23 protein-coding genes and 1 other RNA gene are annotated in these 19,468 nt (G+C 39.6%); 7 read left to right on the forward strand and 17 right to left on the reverse strand.

Annotation, left to right across the window (positions count from 1 at the left end; all coding sequences use genetic code 11):
* Nucleotides 1-144 precede the first annotated feature (144 nt).
* The 7 genes from ssrA to ACQKEZ_RS07000 form a co-directional block, all read right to left on the reverse strand.
* Nucleotides 145-508: a transfer-messenger RNA gene (ssrA, locus tag ACQKEZ_RS06970) on the reverse strand.
* A gap of 176 nt (nt 509-684) precedes the next feature.
* Entirely contained in the window at nt 685-1,155 is a 471-nt protein-coding gene (gene smpB, locus ACQKEZ_RS06975) for an SsrA-binding protein SmpB (protein ID WP_427299591.1), read from the reverse strand.
* Nucleotides 1,156-1,297: 142 nt separating this feature from the next.
* Nucleotides 1,298-3,634 carry a ribonuclease R gene (gene rnr / locus ACQKEZ_RS06980; RefSeq protein WP_427299592.1) on the reverse strand — a complete coding sequence of 779 codons (2,337 nt, stop codon included), beginning with the start codon at nt 3,632-3,634 and terminating at the stop codon, nt 1,298-1,300.
* Between the two features lie 25 nt (nt 3,635-3,659).
* On the reverse strand, nt 3,660-4,400 hold the full coding sequence (locus tag ACQKEZ_RS06985) for an alpha/beta hydrolase (protein ID WP_427299593.1): 741 nt from the start codon (nt 4,398-4,400) through the stop codon (nt 3,660-3,662).
* Between the two features lie 126 nt (nt 4,401-4,526).
* Nucleotides 4,527-4,760, reverse strand: a complete 234-nt coding sequence (gene secG / locus ACQKEZ_RS06990; protein ID WP_427299594.1) for a preprotein translocase subunit SecG — start codon at nt 4,758-4,760, stop codon at nt 4,527-4,529.
* A 186-nt stretch (nt 4,761-4,946) separates the two neighbouring features.
* On the reverse strand, nt 4,947-5,237 hold the full coding sequence (locus ACQKEZ_RS06995; RefSeq protein WP_427299595.1) for an AbrB/MazE/SpoVT family DNA-binding domain-containing protein: 291 nt from the start codon (nt 5,235-5,237) through the stop codon (nt 4,947-4,949).
* Nucleotides 5,238-5,273: 36 nt separating this feature from the next.
* Nucleotides 5,274-5,504, reverse strand: coding sequence for a helix-turn-helix domain-containing protein (locus ACQKEZ_RS07000; RefSeq protein WP_427299596.1), 231 nt, complete (start codon nt 5,502-5,504; stop codon nt 5,274-5,276).
* Between the two features lie 158 nt (nt 5,505-5,662).
* Between ACQKEZ_RS07000 and ACQKEZ_RS07005 the strand changes: the two genes are divergently transcribed.
* From ACQKEZ_RS07005 to ACQKEZ_RS07020, 4 genes are all read left to right on the forward strand, one after another.
* On the forward strand, nt 5,663-6,067 hold the full coding sequence (locus ACQKEZ_RS07005; RefSeq protein WP_427299597.1) for a helix-turn-helix domain-containing protein: 405 nt from the start codon (nt 5,663-5,665) through the stop codon (nt 6,065-6,067).
* Between the two features lie 128 nt (nt 6,068-6,195).
* Nucleotides 6,196-6,591: a helix-turn-helix domain-containing protein gene (locus tag ACQKEZ_RS07010; RefSeq protein WP_427299598.1), complete on the forward strand. Its 396-nt coding sequence runs from the start codon at nt 6,196-6,198 to the stop codon at nt 6,589-6,591.
* 256 nt (nt 6,592-6,847) lie between these two features.
* Nucleotides 6,848-7,555: a YrpD family protein gene (locus tag ACQKEZ_RS07015; RefSeq protein WP_427299599.1), complete on the forward strand. Its 708-nt coding sequence runs from the start codon at nt 6,848-6,850 to the stop codon at nt 7,553-7,555.
* 488 nt (nt 7,556-8,043) lie between these two features.
* The gene (locus ACQKEZ_RS07020; protein WP_427299600.1) at nt 8,044-8,358 is read left to right on the forward strand and encodes a winged helix-turn-helix transcriptional regulator; all 315 of its coding nucleotides are present in this window, start codon (nt 8,044-8,046) and stop codon (nt 8,356-8,358) included.
* 159 nt (nt 8,359-8,517) lie between these two features.
* Here ACQKEZ_RS07020 and ACQKEZ_RS07025 read toward each other — a convergent pair whose 3' ends face one another.
* The 4 genes from ACQKEZ_RS07025 to ACQKEZ_RS07040 are packed head-to-tail and all read right to left on the reverse strand — an operon-like array spanning nt 8,518 to nt 11,972.
* Nucleotides 8,518-9,207, reverse strand: coding sequence for an ABC transporter permease (locus ACQKEZ_RS07025; RefSeq protein ID WP_427299601.1), 690 nt, complete (start codon nt 9,205-9,207; stop codon nt 8,518-8,520).
* 21 nt (nt 9,208-9,228) lie between these two features.
* Nucleotides 9,229-10,146 (reverse strand): osmoprotectant ABC transporter substrate-binding protein, encoded by a 918-nt coding sequence (locus ACQKEZ_RS07030; protein ID WP_427300498.1) that lies wholly within the window; start codon nt 10,144-10,146, stop codon nt 9,229-9,231.
* A gap of 13 nt (nt 10,147-10,159) precedes the next feature.
* A complete protein-coding gene (locus ACQKEZ_RS07035; RefSeq protein WP_427299602.1) occupies nt 10,160-10,813 on the reverse strand; it encodes an ABC transporter permease in 654 nt (217 codons plus the stop codon).
* A 13-nt stretch (nt 10,814-10,826) separates the two neighbouring features.
* The gene (locus ACQKEZ_RS07040) at nt 10,827-11,972 is read right to left on the reverse strand and encodes a betaine/proline/choline family ABC transporter ATP-binding protein (RefSeq protein ID WP_427299603.1); all 1,146 of its coding nucleotides are present in this window, start codon (nt 11,970-11,972) and stop codon (nt 10,827-10,829) included.
* Between the two features lie 255 nt (nt 11,973-12,227).
* Between ACQKEZ_RS07040 and ACQKEZ_RS07045 the strand changes: the two genes are divergently transcribed.
* Nucleotides 12,228-12,776 carry a GbsR/MarR family transcriptional regulator gene (locus ACQKEZ_RS07045; RefSeq protein ID WP_427299604.1) on the forward strand — a complete coding sequence of 183 codons (549 nt, stop codon included), beginning with the start codon at nt 12,228-12,230 and terminating at the stop codon, nt 12,774-12,776.
* Between the two features lie 53 nt (nt 12,777-12,829).
* On the opposite strand, the gene ACQKEZ_RS07050 is transcribed toward ACQKEZ_RS07045, so the two are convergent.
* Entirely contained in the window at nt 12,830-13,462 is a 633-nt protein-coding gene (locus ACQKEZ_RS07050; RefSeq protein ID WP_427299605.1) for a MarC family protein, read from the reverse strand.
* Nucleotides 13,463-13,579: 117 nt separating this feature from the next.
* On the opposite strand from ACQKEZ_RS07050, the gene ACQKEZ_RS07055 reads away from it, so the two are divergent.
* The gene (locus ACQKEZ_RS07055) at nt 13,580-14,047 is read left to right on the forward strand and encodes a hypothetical protein (protein WP_427299606.1); all 468 of its coding nucleotides are present in this window, start codon (nt 13,580-13,582) and stop codon (nt 14,045-14,047) included.
* A 15-nt stretch (nt 14,048-14,062) separates the two neighbouring features.
* On the forward strand, nt 14,063-14,527 hold the full coding sequence (locus ACQKEZ_RS07060; protein ID WP_427299607.1) for a GNAT family N-acetyltransferase: 465 nt from the start codon (nt 14,063-14,065) through the stop codon (nt 14,525-14,527).
* Between the two features lie 22 nt (nt 14,528-14,549).
* On the opposite strand, the gene ACQKEZ_RS07065 is transcribed toward ACQKEZ_RS07060, so the two are convergent.
* The 5 genes from ACQKEZ_RS07065 to tpiA all read right to left on the reverse strand — a co-directional run bounded on the left by ACQKEZ_RS07065 (nt 14,550) and on the right by tpiA (nt 19,438).
* Nucleotides 14,550-14,831 (reverse strand): hypothetical protein, encoded by a 282-nt coding sequence (locus tag ACQKEZ_RS07065; RefSeq protein WP_427299608.1) that lies wholly within the window; start codon nt 14,829-14,831, stop codon nt 14,550-14,552.
* A 252-nt stretch (nt 14,832-15,083) separates the two neighbouring features.
* Entirely contained in the window at nt 15,084-15,281 is a 198-nt protein-coding gene (locus ACQKEZ_RS07070; protein WP_427299609.1) for a hypothetical protein, read from the reverse strand.
* A 545-nt stretch (nt 15,282-15,826) separates the two neighbouring features.
* On the reverse strand, nt 15,827-17,119 hold the full coding sequence (gene eno / locus ACQKEZ_RS07075) for a phosphopyruvate hydratase (RefSeq protein WP_427299610.1): 1,293 nt from the start codon (nt 17,117-17,119) through the stop codon (nt 15,827-15,829).
* Between the two features lie 29 nt (nt 17,120-17,148).
* Entirely contained in the window at nt 17,149-18,684 is a 1,536-nt protein-coding gene (gpmI, locus tag ACQKEZ_RS07080) for a 2,3-bisphosphoglycerate-independent phosphoglycerate mutase (RefSeq protein WP_427299611.1), read from the reverse strand.
* Nucleotides 18,677-19,438 carry a triose-phosphate isomerase gene (gene tpiA, locus ACQKEZ_RS07085; protein WP_427299612.1) on the reverse strand — a complete coding sequence of 254 codons (762 nt, stop codon included), beginning with the start codon at nt 19,436-19,438 and terminating at the stop codon, nt 18,677-18,679. The genes gpmI and tpiA overlap by 8 nt, the downstream gene beginning before the upstream one ends.
* Nucleotides 19,439-19,468: the final 30 nt, after the last annotated feature.

Genomic DNA, 19,468 nt, shown 5'->3' on the forward strand with positions numbered 1-19,468 from the left:
CTGCAGTATATAAAAGATGACTATAAACAATGAAAATTCACTTTTCATTATTTCCTCATCTTTCAACAAAGAATTACAAAAACATCATGGAAATATATGATATTAAACGCAAAAAAAGAACGCTATTAACGTTCTCAAAAAATGAAATGGAGACGGTGGGAGTCGAACCCACGTCCAGAAACATCGATTACTTAAGCGTCTACGAGCGTAGTCGGCATATTTACATGTTCGCTCATCCTCATGCCTGCTGACGGGCGCTTGGAGAGCTAGTCTGATGAATCTCTTCTTACGTTCTCAGACGGAAACGTAAGCGTAGCCTACTTAATTGGGCTCCTCACAGACACATAGGCAATGTCAGGAAGAGCTCGCTGCGCTAATTAGGCAGCTAGTGCTAAGTTTTGGTTAAAACTTTTAGTTTTGCCAGTTACATTTAAGTGCGTGTTAACGAGATCGCCTCTCGGCTCGCAACCTAAGCTCGAACTATCCCTGTCGAATCCGTAACGTCCCCTTGTTAAAAGGGATATACGGGAAGGAAACGTTGCGCTTAACTGCTTCCGTATACAACTATTATACCAATTACACTGTTCATGACAACTGGTGTTTCCTGTCAAAAACAATGGTACGTTCGTTGTTCATGTGAAAATAATTGTAGCACAACCTCCTTTATATCAGCAAGGTATATGCTTAGAGCTGTTTTTGGCGATCACGAAAGGCACGTTCGATTTCTCGTTTCGCATCCTTTTTCTTCAAGTCCTCACGTTTATCGTACTTCTTTTTCCCTTTTCCGATGCCAATGAGTACTTTGGCAAAACCATTTTTCAGATAAATCTTAATCGGTACGAGTGAGTAACCTTCTTCCTTCGTTTCACCGATCAATTTATTGATTTGCTTTCTATGAAGCAATAATTTCCGTGTTCTGAGCGGATCATGGTTATAACGGTTTCCTTGCTCATATGGACTGATATGCATGTTGTGAAGAAATATTTCTCCGCGCTCAATCTTCGCAAAAGAATCTTTTAAATTCACTTTTCCTGCGCGAATAGACTTTATTTCTGTTCCCTGTAAAACAAGACCAGCCTCATATGTTTCTTCGATAAAATAGTCATGATTTGCTTTTTTATTTTGGGAAACGACCTTTCCCTCTCCCTTAGGCATTGGCGAACAACCTCCTTTTTACACAAACCCGAGCACAAGCGGTACGGATTATTTTATCAAACAATCCAGCTTTCTACAACGATCACGCAATTTGGCAAAAAAGCAAATAGAGCACATGTCTCTATTTGCTTTTTGACGTCAGCTACTTTTTCTTTTTTCTTTTTGATTTCGCCGCTTGGTCAAATACACGTTTTTTCTTTTTTTTCTTTCGTCTTGTAAACCAATCGCTTTTTTCCTCAGAGTCTTTAGCCTTCTCAGTTGTTTGCTTTTGGCTGCGAGGTTTTTTCGTTGGTGGATCTGTCCGCTTTTTAAATTTAAATTCTTTTTGAGGTTTGCGGCGCGTTCCTTTCATACCGACAATTTCAAAGTCGATGGAGCGTTCATCTTTGTTGACACTAACAACCTTGACTGTAATTTCGTCACCAATGCGGTACACATGCCCTGTGCGTTCTCCGATCATGGCAAAGTGCTGTTCATCAAAACGATAGTAATCATCGGTCATATAGCTGACATGAACAAGTCCTTCTATTGTATTTGGCAGTTCAACAAATAGGCCAAAGTTGGTGACAGAGCTAATCATGCCATCAAACTCTTCTCCAATTTTATCAAGCATGAACTCTGCTTTTTTCAGATCATCTGTTTCACGTTCTGCATCAACTGATCTTCGTTCCATTGTCGAAGAGTGGTCAGCAATTTCCGGCAATAATTGTGCCCATTTCCCTCTGGTTGCTTCATCCGTCTGTTTTTGAATTAAATACGTACGAATCAATCGATGAACAATTAAATCCGGATAACGGCGGATTGGTGAAGTAAAGTGTGTATAAAACTCGGTTGACAAACCGAAGTGCCCTAGACTCTCAGGATCATACTTCGCCTGTTTCATGGAACGAAGCATCACAGTTTGAATGACCACTTCTTCTGGCTGATCTCTTACTGCATCCAATACACTTTGTAGTGCACGTGGATGAATGTTGGAGGATGTTCCTTTTACGATATAACCGAATGTTGTTACAAACTCCAAAAAGCGCTGAAGCTTTTCTGGGTTAGGCTCTTCGTGAATTCGATAGATAAACGGCACGTTCATCCAGTGGAAATGCTCAGCGATGGTTTCATTCGCAACAAGCATAAATTCCTCAATTAGCTTCTCAGCGACAGAACGTTCACGAATGACGACATCTTTTGCTGCGCCTTCATCGTCTACAAGAACTTTTGCTTCTTTGAAATCAAAATCAACGGCTCCTCTATCCATTCGCTTATGACGTAGAATTTCCGCTAATTTCTCCATTTCTTGAAACATTGGAACAAGTGGTTCGTATTTCTCAAACAGTTCTTCATCCTGTTCCATTAAAATTTTGTTGACATCTGAATAGGTCATTCTTTCGGTTGTTTTAATGACACTTTGAAAAATATCATGTTTGATAACTTTTCCAGTGTGATCAATGATCATTTCGCAGGAAAGCGTGAGACGGTCAACCTTTGGATTTAATGAACAAATTCCATTGGATAAGCGATGCGGAATCATCGGAATGACTCGATCGACAAGATACACACTTGTCCCGCGCTCATATGCTTCTTGGTCAATTGGGGAGTTTTCTGTTACATAGTGGGAAACATCGGCAATATGCACGCCTAGTTTGTATTTACCGTCTTCAAGTTTTTGTACGGTGACTGCATCGTCTAAATCCTTTGCATCTTCACCATCAATTGTCACGATTGTTTCGTTTCGTAAATCTCTTCTATCCTTCAAATCCTTCTCATCAATTGTTTCTGGTGTATCTACAGCTTGCTTTAGCACTTCTTCAGGGAACTCCCCTGGAAGACCATGCTTATGAATGATTGATAAAATGTCAATTCCCGGGTCGTTTTTATGTCCAAGAATCTCTGTCACTTCACCTTCAGCACTCATCCTGCCTTCAGGATAACTTGTAAGTGTCACTACCACTTTGTGACCCTCTACAGCACCATTTTTAGCGGCTTTCGGAATAAAAATATCCTGGGTGATTTTCTTATCATCTGGAATGACAAAGCCAAAGTTTTTCGTCTCTGTATACGTCCCAACCACTGATTGAATGTTACGCTCTAAAATACGGATAACCGTACCTTCTTTTTTTGTGCCGTTTGATTTATGACTGACACGCACCATGACTATATCGCCATTCATGGCTGTTCCCAGTTCTGTCGGCGGAATGAAAATATCGTCTTGCGCAAACTCTTCTGGCGTGACAAAAGCAAAGCCTTTTGCATGAGCAGACAATTTCCCTTTCACAAGATTCATCTTTTCAGGCACACCATATCGATCACTACGTGTTCTTACAATTGAACCTTGCTCTTCCAATGTCACAAGTGCTTTAATCAATTCTTTATAATCGTCAGCATTTGTTATTTCCATCATCACTTCTAATTCTTGAACAGTTAGCGGTTTGTACGCCTCTTCTTGCATAAAAGCGAGTAGTTCATTCATAAATTCTTCTTTTTGCACACTCTAACCCCCTATTTATACTAAATTACCAATCGAGTGATTCTAAAAACGCATATACATCCTTATGAACCTGTTCACGCTCTTTATCTAGCGTGATAGCGTGGCCTGATTCTTCATACCATTTTAAATGTTTGTCATCTGTTTCCACTTCGTTATAAATAATGTTTGCACTATCTGTATTAATCATATGATCATGGCGTGCCTGAACGACAAACGTTGGTGAATAAATCATGTCAACGTTGTTTCTAACATCTGAAATCAGCCCTTGAAGTGCCTTAAGTGTATTCATTGGTGTCTTATTAAACTCTTCCATCTCTTGTGCAATTTGATCTTCTGATTTGCCTTCAAATTTTTTGTAATTACGGGCATAATCCAGTATACCTTGGTACATGACTTCTTCACTTTTTATGTACATTGGTGCACACATAGGTACAATTCCCTTTACAGGTACAGTGTAACCTAATTTTAATGAAAAAACTCCCCCAAGCGATAGACCGCAAACCGCAATGCTTTCATGACCTTCATTTTTTAAGAGTTGATATCCTTCTTCTACATCTTTCCACCAATCTTCAGGGCCTGTGTGAACAAGTTCTTCTGGCGGTACCCCGTGTCCTTTATATTGAGGTGCATGACACGTATAGCCTTTTTCATTTAGATAGCGTCCCAGCATTCTGACATCTGCTGTATTTCCAGTAAATCCATGAAGAAGAAGAACTGCTTTTTCTCCACCTTTGAATGTAAATGGTTTTGGTATAACAACTTTCATGATGGTACTTCCTTTCTCTATTATATGTTATATATTTTCCACATGTATGTATCAAGCAAACACAAATAGGACGGCTAATAATAAAAAAAGGTCTGAAAAAGATCAGACCTTCTTGCTACTCGCGTCTTAAACGCCAAGATATGCCAATGCAAGTGTTAAAACGAAGAAAAGCACTGACAATACCACTGTGATTCGATGGAGAATCAAGTCGAGGCCTCTCGCTTTTTGTTTACCGAAAAGTTGCTCGGCTCCACCTGAGATAGCGCCTGACAGCCCTGCACTTTTACTTGATTGCAATAAGACAACGATGATAAGTGCGATACTGACGATTACGAGTAATGTAATAACAAATGCGTGCATGCAAAACACCTCCAGTCAAACTGGTACACAATAACTTTATTTTACATGAAAATATGGTGCATGTCACGAAACATCAAAATAAAGATTTCATATATGTTGTCTTCTTTTTCTTTTGTTTGATTCATTTTTCAAACATTTGTTTACATTCAGCATTTTTTTATGAAATTTTTAATTCAAAATGCCCTTTTAACGATTTGCTTGTTTGTTTAAAAGATGTTTTAATTCTGCTAATAGCAAATCAGCTCCGGCAGGGCTTAACATCACTGCTCCATTGCCATAGCTTTGATTGTATTTGGTCACTTGCCCTGTCAAAAGACAGCTTCTATCTGCACCATACTTTTTCAACATGATGGTCTCACCTTCTGTAAAAATTTCAAACATCTGCTCCTCTTTTATATTCAATACCTTTCTCATTTCTGATGGCAAAACAATTCTTCCTAATGCATCAATTTGACGAACCATTCCTGTTTTTTTCATAAGGTTCCCTCCATATCATCTAGTGATACATACAAATCATTGACTTTTGTCAACATTCTCATAGTAAAATAGATCTTCAAATTTCTTATCAAAGTAGTGAATCATTTTACCAATGACGAGCTGACCGGGCTTTCGATGACCATTGAGAACCCTGCTCAGTGTTGCTGGAGAAATACCAATTTCTTGAGCAAGCTGATTCAGAGACATATCATTTTCTATCATATATTGCATCACAAAAGACCGTCTAATCTGAATCTTTTCGATCATAACTACATCCTCCTATATGATGAATATGTAATATTTTCTATTTACCTCACACTAATAGAGATATTAACTTATGTCAATACTTTCCCACCTCTACTATTTCCTTTGGTCAATGATCATACTAAAATAAGTTATATACTGAAATGTGAGGTTCGATTTTCATGACTAGCTTTGGTGAACAATTACGCGTTTTAAGAGAAAACAAAAAAATGTCTGTCAATCAGTTAGCCATGTATTCAGGTGTTAGCGCTGCTGGCATTTCTCGTATTGAAAATGGGAAGCGCGGTGTGCCCAAGCCTTCAACGATACGGAAGCTGGCACTTGCATTGAAGGTACCTTATGAGGATTTAATGCTACTTGCCGGACATATTGAACAAGATCAAGTACATGAAGTAAAACCCAAATATGAATCCATCATGAAAATTTATCAAACGGCTCTAAAAAAAGACCTAGATCATCTCCCGCTTTTTGATGGAGACCAATGGGAAAAGCTATCCACACAGGACATCAAGCAATTAAATAGCTATTTTCTTAAACTAGTGAATCAGAAAAAGACAAACAATTAGCGTGACTTAAATTAAAGATACATCCCCTATTAACTTATGTCAATATTTTCATGGTTGCATTATTGCCAATAGTCAACAAATGAGGTAAAATAGAGTCTACTAAATTTGCAATGTGAGGTTTTGTTCTGATGAACTTCGGTACGTATTTAAGAACATTGCGTGAGAAAAAGAAACTGTCTGTCAATCAGTTAGCGATGTACTCAGATGTTAGCGCCGCTGGCATTTCTCGTATTGAAAATGGGAAGCGTGGCATTCCAAAGCCACTGACAATTAAGAAGCTTTCACATGCCTTAAAGGTACCATATGAAGAAATGATGCAGGCAGCAGGCTATATAGAGGACAACTCTTCAGCCTCAATGATTAAAGAACAGCATGATTCCTACACTAAAATAAAAGAAGTAGCTGAAAAGCACGAGCTTGCTCACCTAGAGCTGTTTAGCGAAGAAGTGTGGAAAACGCTATCAAAAAAAGAAATCGAAGACATTAATCGCTACTTGCTGTTTGTTTTAAACAATAGACAATAATGCGCACAAAAAACTCATTTTCCAGAAACTTCAAAATTCGATATAAAGCACTAAAGATGCTTCGTGAAGTTAATTACGTTCAAAAAGGAACTATAGGAAAAATTGTCTGAGATGAACAGCAAAAAAACATTCAGCAAGCTGCGAAAGGATAACAAAATAGAATTTTTATCTATTTTTATAATTTTTTGACATTCTTAGATCAGAATAGTATAATATGCCTCTATATCATAAAATATGACTAGGAGGAATTTTTTCTATGAAAAAAATACTGATTACAGGTGCAATTAGTTCTGCTATTTTACTAGGAACAATGCCAATCAGTCTCCCAGGATTCTCTGACTCACAAGTTGTCGAGGCAGCTCAGCAGCTCCCTAAAGGAATAGGGGGACGGGCTTATATTAACAGTGATGGTTCTATTCTAGTAACGAAAATTGTGTTACCGAAAACAATGAGTGTTTCTAATGGAACTGCGTACATCTACTCAGGTTTCAGAGGCTCAGTAGAAGCAGATATTGGTCTTCAATACAGTTCAACGTATAATGTGTGGAAGCCTGTCATGAAGGTCGGTTCAAAAAATGAAGAAACATATATTGAAGGAAAAGACGATTTCACATATAAGAAGGGCTTTAAGCCTGGGAGCACAGTCCAAATGACAATTTACAAAAATTTAAACGGCAATACGCGGGCAACTTTTTGGGGAACGAACAATGTAGGTTATACAGGACGTATTATTACTGAAATTAAAAATACGAATGTTGGCAAAGTCTCATTATGGAAGCTACTCGCAACTGTTGCTGTAACTTCCGAAAATCAGCGTAATGGGATTAGAGCGAATTTCTCAACAACTTTCACAGATATTACACTAAATAATAAAGCGGTCACTCCTACTATTGATACACAGGATCATGCCAAAATTAAGGTGTCAGGTAATTCTGCTACAATCCAAGTGGAAAAGAAAAATTAAATCAAAAAAGGATGCCCTATATGCAGGAGCATCCTTTTGGCTTTTGCATATAGGTAAACAACCCTACCATCAGGAAAAGAGTGATCATGGGTTCCAGTGTCACTCTTTTTCGTTTGCACAAATTCCAAAGTGATAACGGAATGCCAAAGATAATTGTATCATCATCTCTTCGGTAACCAGAAATGCGTTTTCATCTACAAATCTAACACAAACTGTTTTTACACTATTTTTTTGAATTGTGATCTTAAGAAGTAACAGTGTATAGATCAAGACATACATATGCGTGAAATGATTCATTAAATTTATAGTCACTCATTTTAAGAATGAGAGATTGAAACAGTTGCAGCTTTTGAAGAAACTATGAACAGATAAAGAAATTACAGGGGGGAGTTTCAAAAAAAAAAACGTCATCACCCACTGTATAAAAGCGATTTATGGAGCATGATTACATTTTACGGTATAATGTGATCAGATTGGAGTGAAGAAAGATGAATCAATCTGAAATGTGCCCTCGTTTTGAAAAGGCAGTCGAACTATTAAGCAAACGTTGGGTTGCACTGATTGTTTTTCAGCTACTTTCAGGTCAGCAGCGCTTTAGTGAGATTGAAGCAGCTCTTTCGAATTTAAGCGGGAGGGTATTGTCTGAGAGATTAAAAGAGCTTGAAGCGGCAGGGATTGTAAAACGGGAGGTATTTGCTGAAACACCCGTGCGTATTGAATATTCTTTAACAGATATGGGGCGTTCACTTGCACCAGTTTTTGAGGAAATAGCCAAGTGGTCTACCGAATGGATTGAGCTTTAGATACTCACACATTCATCCCCTCTTGATATCAAACTCCCTTGCGCAATGCAGGGGAGTTTCTTTGTATCTTCACAACACACAATGTGGGATATTTTACAAAAAAATAACTTCCTCTCTATTTCTTTTCACACCATTTCATAAAAAAATCCCCCTACTGTGTTAAGCAGAGGTGATTTTCTCTTCTGACAATGCTGCTCTCTCTTTTTTCTTGTTTGTTGGGCTTAAGGAACGTTCGAGCCAGCCCATACCAAGATCTGCAATGATGGCCATGAGGGCAGTTGGAATGGCACCTGCCAAAATAATAGCTGTTCCATTTGTTGCATTTGATCCTCTAATGATGATATCACCGAGTCCACCTGCACCGACAAATGTACCGATAGCGGTGATTCCAATTGCGATGACAAGTGCCGTTCTTAATCCAGCCATGATGACTGATAAAGCTAGTGGCAACTCAATCATTCTTAGAATTTGCCATTTGGTCATTCCCATTGCTTTTCCCGATTCTAAATAGGCATGATCGATACTGACAATGCCTGTATATGTGTTTCGTATGATTGGAAGGAGTGAATACAGAAATAATGAGAGGATGACTGTATTTGCTCCAAGGCCTAAGACTAGCATGAGTACAGAGAGCATAGCTAGGGCTGGGATTGTTTGAATAACGTTAGTAATTGCGAAGATCCAATTGCTTAGTTTACGGTAATGTGCCACAAAAATACCGACTGGAATCCCTATGATTCCCGCAAATAGAACACCGTAGGCTGACATTAAGAAATGTCGATAGAATTCTTCCAGTACGTAAGAGCCATTTTGCTGATAATACGTCCATAGCTGCTGTAGCGTGTCCATCAGCACTGACACCTCCAATTCTTACTCAAAATAATTGTGTTTTTTCAAGAAATTCTTTGCGACGATAGCTGGCTCTCGCAGTTCTCCATCAACTTGATAATTGAGCTCCTGCATTTGCTGTGTATCGATTTTGCCTATCAATTTATTTAATACACCCTTTAGTTCAGGATGCTTTTTTAATATTTTCTCTGGCACAACCGGAGATGCATCGTATGGAGGGAAAAAACGTTTATCATCTTTTAATATTTTCAAATCATAGGCTTTGATTCGCCCATCTGTTGAGTATGCAAGTACGATGTCCATTTTCCCATTCTTCAGCGCATCGTATACAAGGCCGATCTGCATCGGAAATGTGCTTCCAAACTTGATATTATAGGTTTTCATGAAACCGTCATAGCCGTCACCTTTACGTTTTAACCAAACATTATCAACACCAAATCGGTAATTCTTTGCATACTTATTTAAATCAGACACGGTGTTCAAGTTTTGTTCTTTCGCCATTTTTTGTGTAACAGCAAATGCATACGTGTTGTCGAATCCATACGAGTCAAACCATTTATAGTGATAACGTTTCTTAAATTCCTGTTGGACAATTTTCATTGCTTGAACTGGATCTTTTTCTGCTTCCATCCCAAGCGTACTTGTTAGATCGGTTCCAGTATACCTTGTTGCTGCAATGTCTATATCATTATTTTCCATCGCTTTTTGCTGAACAGTATTTGAACCAAGGTTTTTGACAATTTTTGTTTTCTTACCTGTGTAATGCTCAATGATATCGCCAACCATGTAAGCCATAATTTCTGATTCTGTGAAATTTTGGGCTCCAATTCTTAACGTATTGCTAGAGGAGCCAGCTAGTCCAGGTAGTGAACAGCCACTTATGAATAGCAAGCATAAAGCGAGCAGGGCACTGATCCATCTCGTTTTTTTGTTTTTCACCATAGCCAACTCCTTATGAAACTTCCTTCAATCCTTTTAAGCCTTTTGGGGTCACCTTATTTTCTAATTTCATTAATGAGAAATCGATGATGACTGCCATGATGGTGACTGGAATCGCACCAGCAATAATATATTCAGGCTGGTATAACTGAAGGCCGATCAGAATGTAGTCCCCAAGGCCACCTCCACCAATAAAGGCAGCAAGTGTCGTCCAACCGATTAAATAAATGGTTGAAATTCGAATACCTGCCATAATGACTGGAACGGCAAGAGGGAGTTCTACAAGGCGAATTTGTTCCCATGTTGTCATACCAATCCCTTTCCCTGATTCCAGCAGGTTTTTGTTCACACCTTGAACACCAGCATATGTATTCCTTAAGATCGGGAGGACTGAATAAAAGAACAATGCCACGATCGCTGGAATCTTTCCTACCCCCAAAATAGGAATGAAAAATGCAAGAATCGCTAAGCTAGGGAGTGTTTGAAAGATGTTGACGACACCGATCACAAAACCTGCGCCTTTTTTCATTCTTGTTAGGAGTACACCTAAAGGAACCGCTACAATAATTCCTAATACGACTGCAATTAAGGAAATATATAAATGCTCCCACATTTTTGTAAGTAGTTCCCCACCATTTTTCTCTAGAAAATTTGTGATTTCATTCATGTGTACACCTCCCTTAGTTCGACTCACTAGCAACTGGCGTATCTTGACCCCATATAGAGTCATACACGACATCTACGAGACTTGCACGTGTCACAATTCCTTTCAAATGGCCCTGTGCATCGACAACCGGTACATATTTTATGCCACGTATTAAAATCTTACGGACTGTATCTCGTAAAAGCGCGCCCTCTTGTACAGTATAAAATTCTGTGTTTAGAATCTCGCCGACAAATGCTGCTTTTCTACGATTTGCGTCTATTGTTTCAACATCAATGTAGCCTTTGAGCACATGATTTTCATCTACTACAAGCAAAGAATCGACACGCTTTTCTCTCATAATATAGATGGCATCTGTCAATGTTTTTTCGACTGTAATGGTTACCGGAGAGGTATTCATCATTTGCTCCACACGTTCCATATCTGGATTGGATTGCAAGAGACGTTCTTTCCCGATAAATTCTTCAACGAACTCGTTCGCAGGGTTTCTTAACACATCATCTGGCGTCCCTACTTGCACAATCTCTCCATCTTTTAAAATGACAATGCGGTCTGCCAATTTAATTGCCTCATCCATATCATGTGTAACGAATACGATGGTTTTATTCAATGTTTTTTGTAGTTTTTTGAATTCTTCTTGTAATGAGTCACGCGTAATAGGATCAAGCGCACCGAATGGCTCATCCATGAGGATCAGAGGAGGTTCAGCGGCAAGTGCACGAAGGACCCCAATTCTTTGCTGTTGCCCTCCACTTAGCTCATGTGGGTAACGTTCTAAAAATTCTGGTCCCATGCCCACTAATTTTAATAATTCCCTCGCCCGTTCTTTTCGTTTTTCTTCTGACCATTTTAATAATTTGGGAACGAGTGAAATATTTTGTTGGATGGTCATATGGGGGAAAAGTCCAATTTGCTGAATAACATAACCGATCTCTCTTCTAAGCTGGACCGGATCTTTCTTCATGATGTTCTCTCCCTCGATGAAAATTTTTCCTGAGGAAGGCTCAATTAATCTATTAATCATTTTCATTGTTGTTGTCTTACCACAACCACTAGGTCCAATAAAACAAATAAATTCTCCTTTTGCTATTTCTAAATGAATATGTTTGACGACTTTTTTTCCACCTTTATATGTCTTAGATACATTCTCTAGTTTCAGCAAACGAGACACCTCCAATTAGTCGGATATATTTTTCGGAAAATTGACACCTTATTTATTATAGTGCAAACTTTATAAAATAAAAAGTTTATGATGTGTTTATATTGTATAACATTTATCTAAAATTTTCAGTTAACGTCTTAATATTCCAAGAAATCTCCCTTTTACTCCAAATAGCTAGCAATTACTCAATATTTATTGTTTTCGTAAGCAAACAGGTATATGATATATTGTGTTACAAACTGTCTGATTGAAGGGATGAAACCAAGAGTGGACAAGCATGCGTTAGGTGCCATTCAAAAAGCACAAGACCATTATATTGAAAAAGCTGCAGAGAACATGAGTGCATTCGGCCTTTCCGCTACAGTTGGTAGGGTGCTGGGCATCATTCATATGAACCGTAAACCAATGACACTAGAAGAGCTATCAGAGGCTACAGGTATGAGCAAAACACGTATGAGCCAAGTGGTCCGTGAAATGCTTGATTTTAATATTGCCGAAAAGGTATACGAGAAGGGGATTCGTAAAGACTTATACGATGTAGAGCAGGATCAGTATCAAACATTTATTTCATTGTTTTCTGCAAACTGGTCTCGTGTTGTCAGCAAAAACAGAAAAGCCCATAAAAAAACGTGTAAAGAGCTTCTTGAATTGCTTGAGCAGAATGATGTAACTCAAGAAACAGAAGAAAAAATTAACCTCGTTCTATCAGAGATTAAAGAAAGCCTCGATTATTATGAATGGATTAGCCGTTTAATTGAATTTTTTGAAAGTGAAGAAGTTTTTAAGCATGTGCCAAAACCTTAAAAAAGCTGTTTTATTTTACATCATGTAGAAAAAAACAGCTTTTTTATATACACTTATGATATAAACATCGGAAACATCCCTTTTAAGCCTGCGCCAATCATCTCTACTGCTACTACAGCGAGAATTAAACCCATCAATCGAGTCACGACATTCATCTCTGTTTTCCCCATTTTTCGCATAATGAAACTTGAATAATGAAAGGCATAATAGGTCATGGCAAGAACGATGACAATCCCAATAAGAATCGCAAGCATATGAAGCCATACCTCACTTCCTGGGGTTAAACTCATTACTGTGGCAATCGTACCGGGTCCGGCAATGATCGGGATCGCCAGCGGGGTAACGGAGACATCTGCCTTCTCTTTGCTTTCTGCCTTTTCATCCGAATGAGGGTTTTGGACATGTGATTCTTTTGCATTCAGCAAATTGTAAGCGATACCAAAAATAAAAATACCTCCGGCGATGCGGAGTGCATGAATATCGATCCCAAACAACTTGAAAATGAGCCTGCCTGCCAGTAGAAAGGCAATCAAAATAAGAAAAGATACAACAATGGCTTTTTTTGCCGTCTGGGACCGTTCTTTCTCTGTATAGTCTTCTGTTAAGGTGATAAAAAGAGGCACGTTTCCAATTGGGTTCGACACAGCAAATAATGACACAACGACATGAATCATAAAGGAAATCAACAGACACCCTCCTTTTTTCATAGTGTCTGCCAATCTGGCGTGAATATTCCCTTGATATGTTAAAACCTGTTCGGCTTTAACCGATGTTAATAGAGTTTAGAGAAAGGGGAATAGAACATGAAAAAAACAATCACCATCATCCTTATGTCTATTGTCATTTTAGGCGCAGCTGGCTGGATTGTTTGGCAACAGCAGACGCTCACTGCGGCAGAGCAAAAACATCAGCAAGAAACCAAAACGAACGATCAGCAGCTCATGCAGTTAAAGTCAAAAGGAACGGATATGAAGCATGAAATAGATGCTCAAATAAAGAAACTGTCCACAGTCACAAAAAAGTTGAAGGAAAAAAAGAAAGCATATCAAAAGGAAGTCAAACAGCGCAAAGCACTTGAGGTGAAAATCGACCAGCTTCAAAAAGAGCTGGCAGCAGCGAAAGCAACTGCTCAAGCGAATAAGCAGTCAGCTTCACAAACCACGAAGACACCTAAAGTCAAAAAAGACCCGAATGTCACACATCATCCTCCCTCTCAGTGGGTGCAGGACCAATATGATTGGGGTGTGAAACAAGGGTATATTAAAGAATAGGGAGGATGAAATGAAGTGATACAGATCCAACCATTGTCTCGTCATCAATCTGTACCTATGGACCTTTTGCTATTAGCTGATCCTTCAAAGGAGAAGGTTCTTGCCTATGTACAATCCGGCTCTTGTTATGTCGCCTTTCATGAACAAGAAATGATCGGTGTCTATGTTCTTTCATCTTTATCCAAGCATACGGTAGAAATAATGAATGTCGCTGTGAAGGAGACATGGCAAGGAAAAGGAATTGGAAAACAGCTGATCCATCACGCCATTTCTGAAGCCAAAACGGCCGGTGCTCACACGATTGAAATCGGTACAGGAAACTCTAGTATTCATCAGCTGGCACTTTATCAAAAATGTGGCTTCCGCCTGACATCCATCGATCACGATTTCTTCCTTAAGCATTATGATGAACCGATCTATGAAAACGGTATTCAGTGCATGGATATGGTACGGCTTTCGCTCGTTCTTCAAGCAGACTGACTTCTTGTTCAGCCTGCTTTTTTTATGATCTGCGCTTTTTTACGATATGAATCACATATTGAATCAAAAAGTAAAGCACGGCGCCAGCTAGAAAGCAGACCACGCATCCAAAAAGGGTCTCCTCTGAGCTGAATTGATCCTTGTCAATTTTCATGATATAAAACGGCATGCCAAACAAAGTGGGGCTAGATTCAACAAGATTAACCTCTAGTAGCATTAAAAATACTGGGGTCATAAACACAGCAAATATATACAGCATCGCTAGCGTTAAGCCACTAGAAAATGAATGAAATACTTTGATCATCTATCTCTCTCCTTTCATTTCTTTTAAACTGGCTGTGATATTTTTTCCGTCTGGGCATGCCGGATGTAGCATCACAGTGTTCAGTAAAGAAAAAAACAGCAATTGATGACTCATCAGGTGCATGAAAAAGCGCAAGCTCATGACGACGTACTTTGAATACATCAGCAATAAACAAACGGCTGCTGAAAAAAGCTGTAAAGGGTATTTTTTCCGAGCTGCTTTACTTTCGTTGTCAGCATACCCCACTCTATCTTATGAAGAACGTGTCGTGTCCAAATCATTGAGTAACCTCTCCACCTGCATATGGTAATCTCGATTCACTTCTTTATAAATGTCCTCAAGTGACTGATGATGAAATGTCCGACTCGTTTCTTGACGGGTCATATTCAGCTTTACGTCACCATTTCTTAGGATCATGAGCTGATCATACAATGTCTCACCAAAGCTCAAATGATGGGTCTCATCACCTGCTAGAAACCGCATTTGATTTTAATGTACATGCCTAAAAACTTGAACTCCCCTAAAAATTTAGAGCCTTTTCCAAACGTTTTGCATGCCCAAATTAATGCTGCAACTGTCACGATTCTTAAAATAGCCGCAAGGATATAAATCCAAAATGCATTTTTCTGTACGTTCTTAAAAGTAAGAATTCGTTGCTTCCTTTCATCATAGGCCGTCAATAGATGGAGTACATACATATACACATCTACAGGAAAACGAAGACTAAAAGGATTCAGTACCCCTCCTAATATATGTAAAACGATACCACCTTCATACAGAAAGCATAAGTTCAATTCAGATCATATTTTTAGTAGAGTTTTCATGATTTATTTCTTATAAATTGGGATGTCTCTGGTTTCATCTCTGACGGATGTTTTTTTACAAAAATAGGATGTGACAAATGAAACAAAGCTGTCAGCTAGGGCAATCGTATAGATAAAAAAAACACTGCGGCTCGCCCTAATGAAAGAGCGAATCACAGTGCTTTGTCTCATTTATTTATTCAAGTTATAAAATGTCGCAATGCCGTGGTATTGTGCTGTTTCAGCCAATTGATCTTCGATGCGAAGTAATTGGTTGTATTTCGCCACACGGTCCGTACGAGACGGAGCACCTGTTTTGATTTGTCCAGCATTTGTTGCAACAGCGATGTCCGCAATTGTGCTGTCTTCTGTTTCACCAGAACGGTGAGAGATCACAGCTGTGTATCCTGCGCGCTTTGCCATTTCGATTGCATCAAATGTTTCAGTCAATGTACCGATTTGGTTTACTTTGATGAGGATTGAGTTGCCAACGCCATTTTTAATACCTTCAGAAAGCTTCTTCGTATTTGTTACGAATAAGTCGTCTCCTACTAGCTGAACCTTGCTGCCAAGACGCTCAGTTAGTAGTTTGTGACCTTCCCAGTCGTTTTCATCAAGGCCGTCTTCGATTGAGATGATTGGGTATTTCGAAACCATATCTTCATACCAGTCAACCATTTCAGCAGATGTTTTTACAACACCTTCGCCTGATAAATGATATTTACCGTCTTCTTTGTTATAGAACTCAGAAGATGCAGCATCCATTGCAAGTTTCACTTCTTCACCTGGTTTGAAGCCAGCTTTTTCAATCGCTTCTACGATCGTTTGAAGTGCTTCTTCGTTAGAACCAAGGTTTGGAGCGAATCCACCTTCGTCACCTACCGCTGTGTTTAAGCCTTTTGCGCTTAATACAGATTTTAGGCTATGGAAGATTTGTGCGCCCATACGAAGTGCTTCACGGAAGTTAGGAGCACCTACAGGCATAATCATGAATTCTTGAATGTCTACGTTGTTATCCGCATGCTCTCCACCGTTCACGATGTTCATCATTGGAACTGGAAGTGTTTTGGAGTTGAATCCGCCAAGGTATTGATAAAGCGGAATTTGTAAGAAATCAGCAGCCGCACGTGCAACAGCTATAGATACGCCGAGGATTGCGTTAGCTCCTAATTTCCCTTTGTTTTCAGTTCCGTCAAGTTCGATTAACAATTTGTCAATCGCAACCTGTTCTGTTACATCAAAGCCAAGTAGCTCTGGTGCAATGATTTCGTTTACGTTGTTTACAGCAGTGAGAACACCTTTTCCAAGGTAGCGTTCTTTGTCACCGTCACGAAGTTCAACTGCTTCGTATTCACCAGTAGATGCACCACTTGGTACTAATGCACGGCCAAATCCGCCAGATTCTGTGTAAACTTCTACTTCAACTGTCGGGTTTCCGCGAGAGTCTAATACTTCGCGTGCATAAACATCAACAATATATGGCATGTTTATTCTCTCCTTTTTCATCAAGCTTATTATTTTTGAATCAATGATGTTCCTGTCATCTCTTTCGGCTTTTCAAGTCCAAGAAGGTCTAAAAGCGTTGGAGATAGATCTGCTAAAATTCCGCCCTCTCGCAAGGTCGCACCTTTTTTCGTCACGATCACTGGGACAGGATTTGTTGTATGTGCAGTATGCGGCTTTCCTTCTTCGGTCACTAGCACGTCTGCGTTACCGTGGTCTGCCGTGATGATGGCATGTCCGCCTTTTGCTAGGATTGCGTCGACAACTTCTCCTAAGCATTCATCCACTGCTTCAATCGCTTTAATTGTTGGTTCAAGCATGCCTGAATGTCCAACCATATCCGGGTTTGCAAAGTTGAGGATAATCGCATCATGCTTATCTGCATTGATGTCCTCAACAAGTGCATCCTTGACTTCGTAAGCGCTCATTTCTGGTTTTAAATCATAGGTAGCCACTTTCGGTGAATTGATGAGAATCCGATCCTCACCAGGGAACTCTTCTTCACGCCCGCCACTCATAAAGAATGTCACGTGAGGGTATTTCTCTGTTTCAGCAATTCGAAGCTGAGATAGCCCGTTTTGAGAAATAACTTCTCCCACAGTATTATCCAAATTCGTAGGTTTAAAGGCTACGTAACCTTTCACCGTTTCACTGAAGTGTGTAAAGCACACGAAGTGTAAGTGCTTCGGATGTGCTTCGCCGCGATCAAATGAGCGGAAGTCTTCATTTGTGAATGTGTTAGAAATTTGGATCGCACGGTCTGGTCTGAAATTGTAGAAAATCACCGAGTCACTATCACTTACTTTTGCTACTGGTTCGCCATTTTGTCTTGTGATGACAGATGGAATGACGAATTCGTCGTAGATGCCATTTTCATAAGAATCGTCAACGACATCATAGATGTTTGTGTAGCTTGGGCCTTCACCATATGCCATGGCACGATAAGCTTTTTCTACACGGTCCCAGCGTTTGTCACGATCCATTGAATAGTAACGGCCAGAAAGGGTTGCGATTTCACCAACACCGATTTCACTGATTTGTTCCTCAAGCTGTTTGAGGTACAGTTTGGCTGTTTGCTGACCAACGTCACGACCGTCAAGGAAACCATGTATATATACTTTCGTTAAGCCTTCTTGCTTAGCAAGCTTCAGTAATGCAAATAGATGCTTGATATGACTATGCACACCACCATCTGACAATAGTCCAAATAAGTGTAGACCTTTGTCATTTTCCTTCGCATACTTCATTGCTTCTAGGAACGTTGCGTTTTTCTCAAACTCTCCTTCGCGAATGGCGACATTCACTCTCGTGAGACTTTGATAGACAATACGTCCTGCACCTATATTCAAATGTCCTACTTCGGAGTTACCCATTTGACCAGCAGGGAGACCAACAGACTCACCTGATGCCGTCAATGTTTGATGCGGAAACTCGTTCCAGTAGCGGTCAAAATTCGGTTTTTTCGCTTGCTCAACAGCGTTACCGACTGTTTCGTTTCTTAAACCGAAGCCATCTAAGATGATCAGTGCAGTTGGTTTTTTACTCATATTGACCTTCCTCCAATAATTGAACGAAAGACTGTGGTTCTAGGCTTGCGCCACCTACCAAAGCACCGTCAATATCAGACTCAGCCATATATTCTTTAATATTTGCAGGTTTCACGCTTCCGCCATATTGAATGCGGAGACTTTCTGCTGCTTCCTTACCAAATTCACTAGCAACCGTTTGGCGAATGTGTGTACAAACATCGTTCGCATCTTTGGCTGTAGATGATTTCCCTGTACCGATTGCCCAGATAGGCTCATAGGCAATGACAGATGTAGCGACTTGTTGTTCAGATAAGCCTGCTAATGCTTTTTTCACTTGGTCTGCCACAAGTTCATTTGTTTTACCTGCTTCACGCTCTTCAAGCGTTTCACCGACACAAATGATTGGGACAATGCCATGGTTAAATGCAGCATGTGCTTTTTTGTTCACAGTTTCATCTGTTTCAGCGAAAAGCTCACGACGCTCTGAATGTCCAATGACGGAATAGCCAATGCCTAAATCTTTTAATGCAGCAGGGCTGATCTCTCCAGTGAATGCGCCGCTTTCTTCGAAGTGCATGTTTTGTGCACCGATTTTTAAGTCTGTTCCGTTTGAAAGGCTGTTTAGCTTTTCAAGGAAAAGTGCTGGTGCACATACAATAGATTCTACTTTGTCAGGAGATGGAATAGATGATTTTACTTCCTCAACGAAGCTGACTGCTTCACTTAGGACTTTGTTCATCTTCCAGTTCCCAGCTATAATTGGTTTTCTCATGATTGACACTTCCTTATAGCAGTTTTGGTC

Origin of the sequence: Bacillus sp. NPDC077027 (genome assembly GCF_050269555.1) — a bacterium.
Classification (GTDB): domain Bacteria; phylum Bacillota; class Bacilli; order Bacillales; family Bacillaceae; genus Bacillus.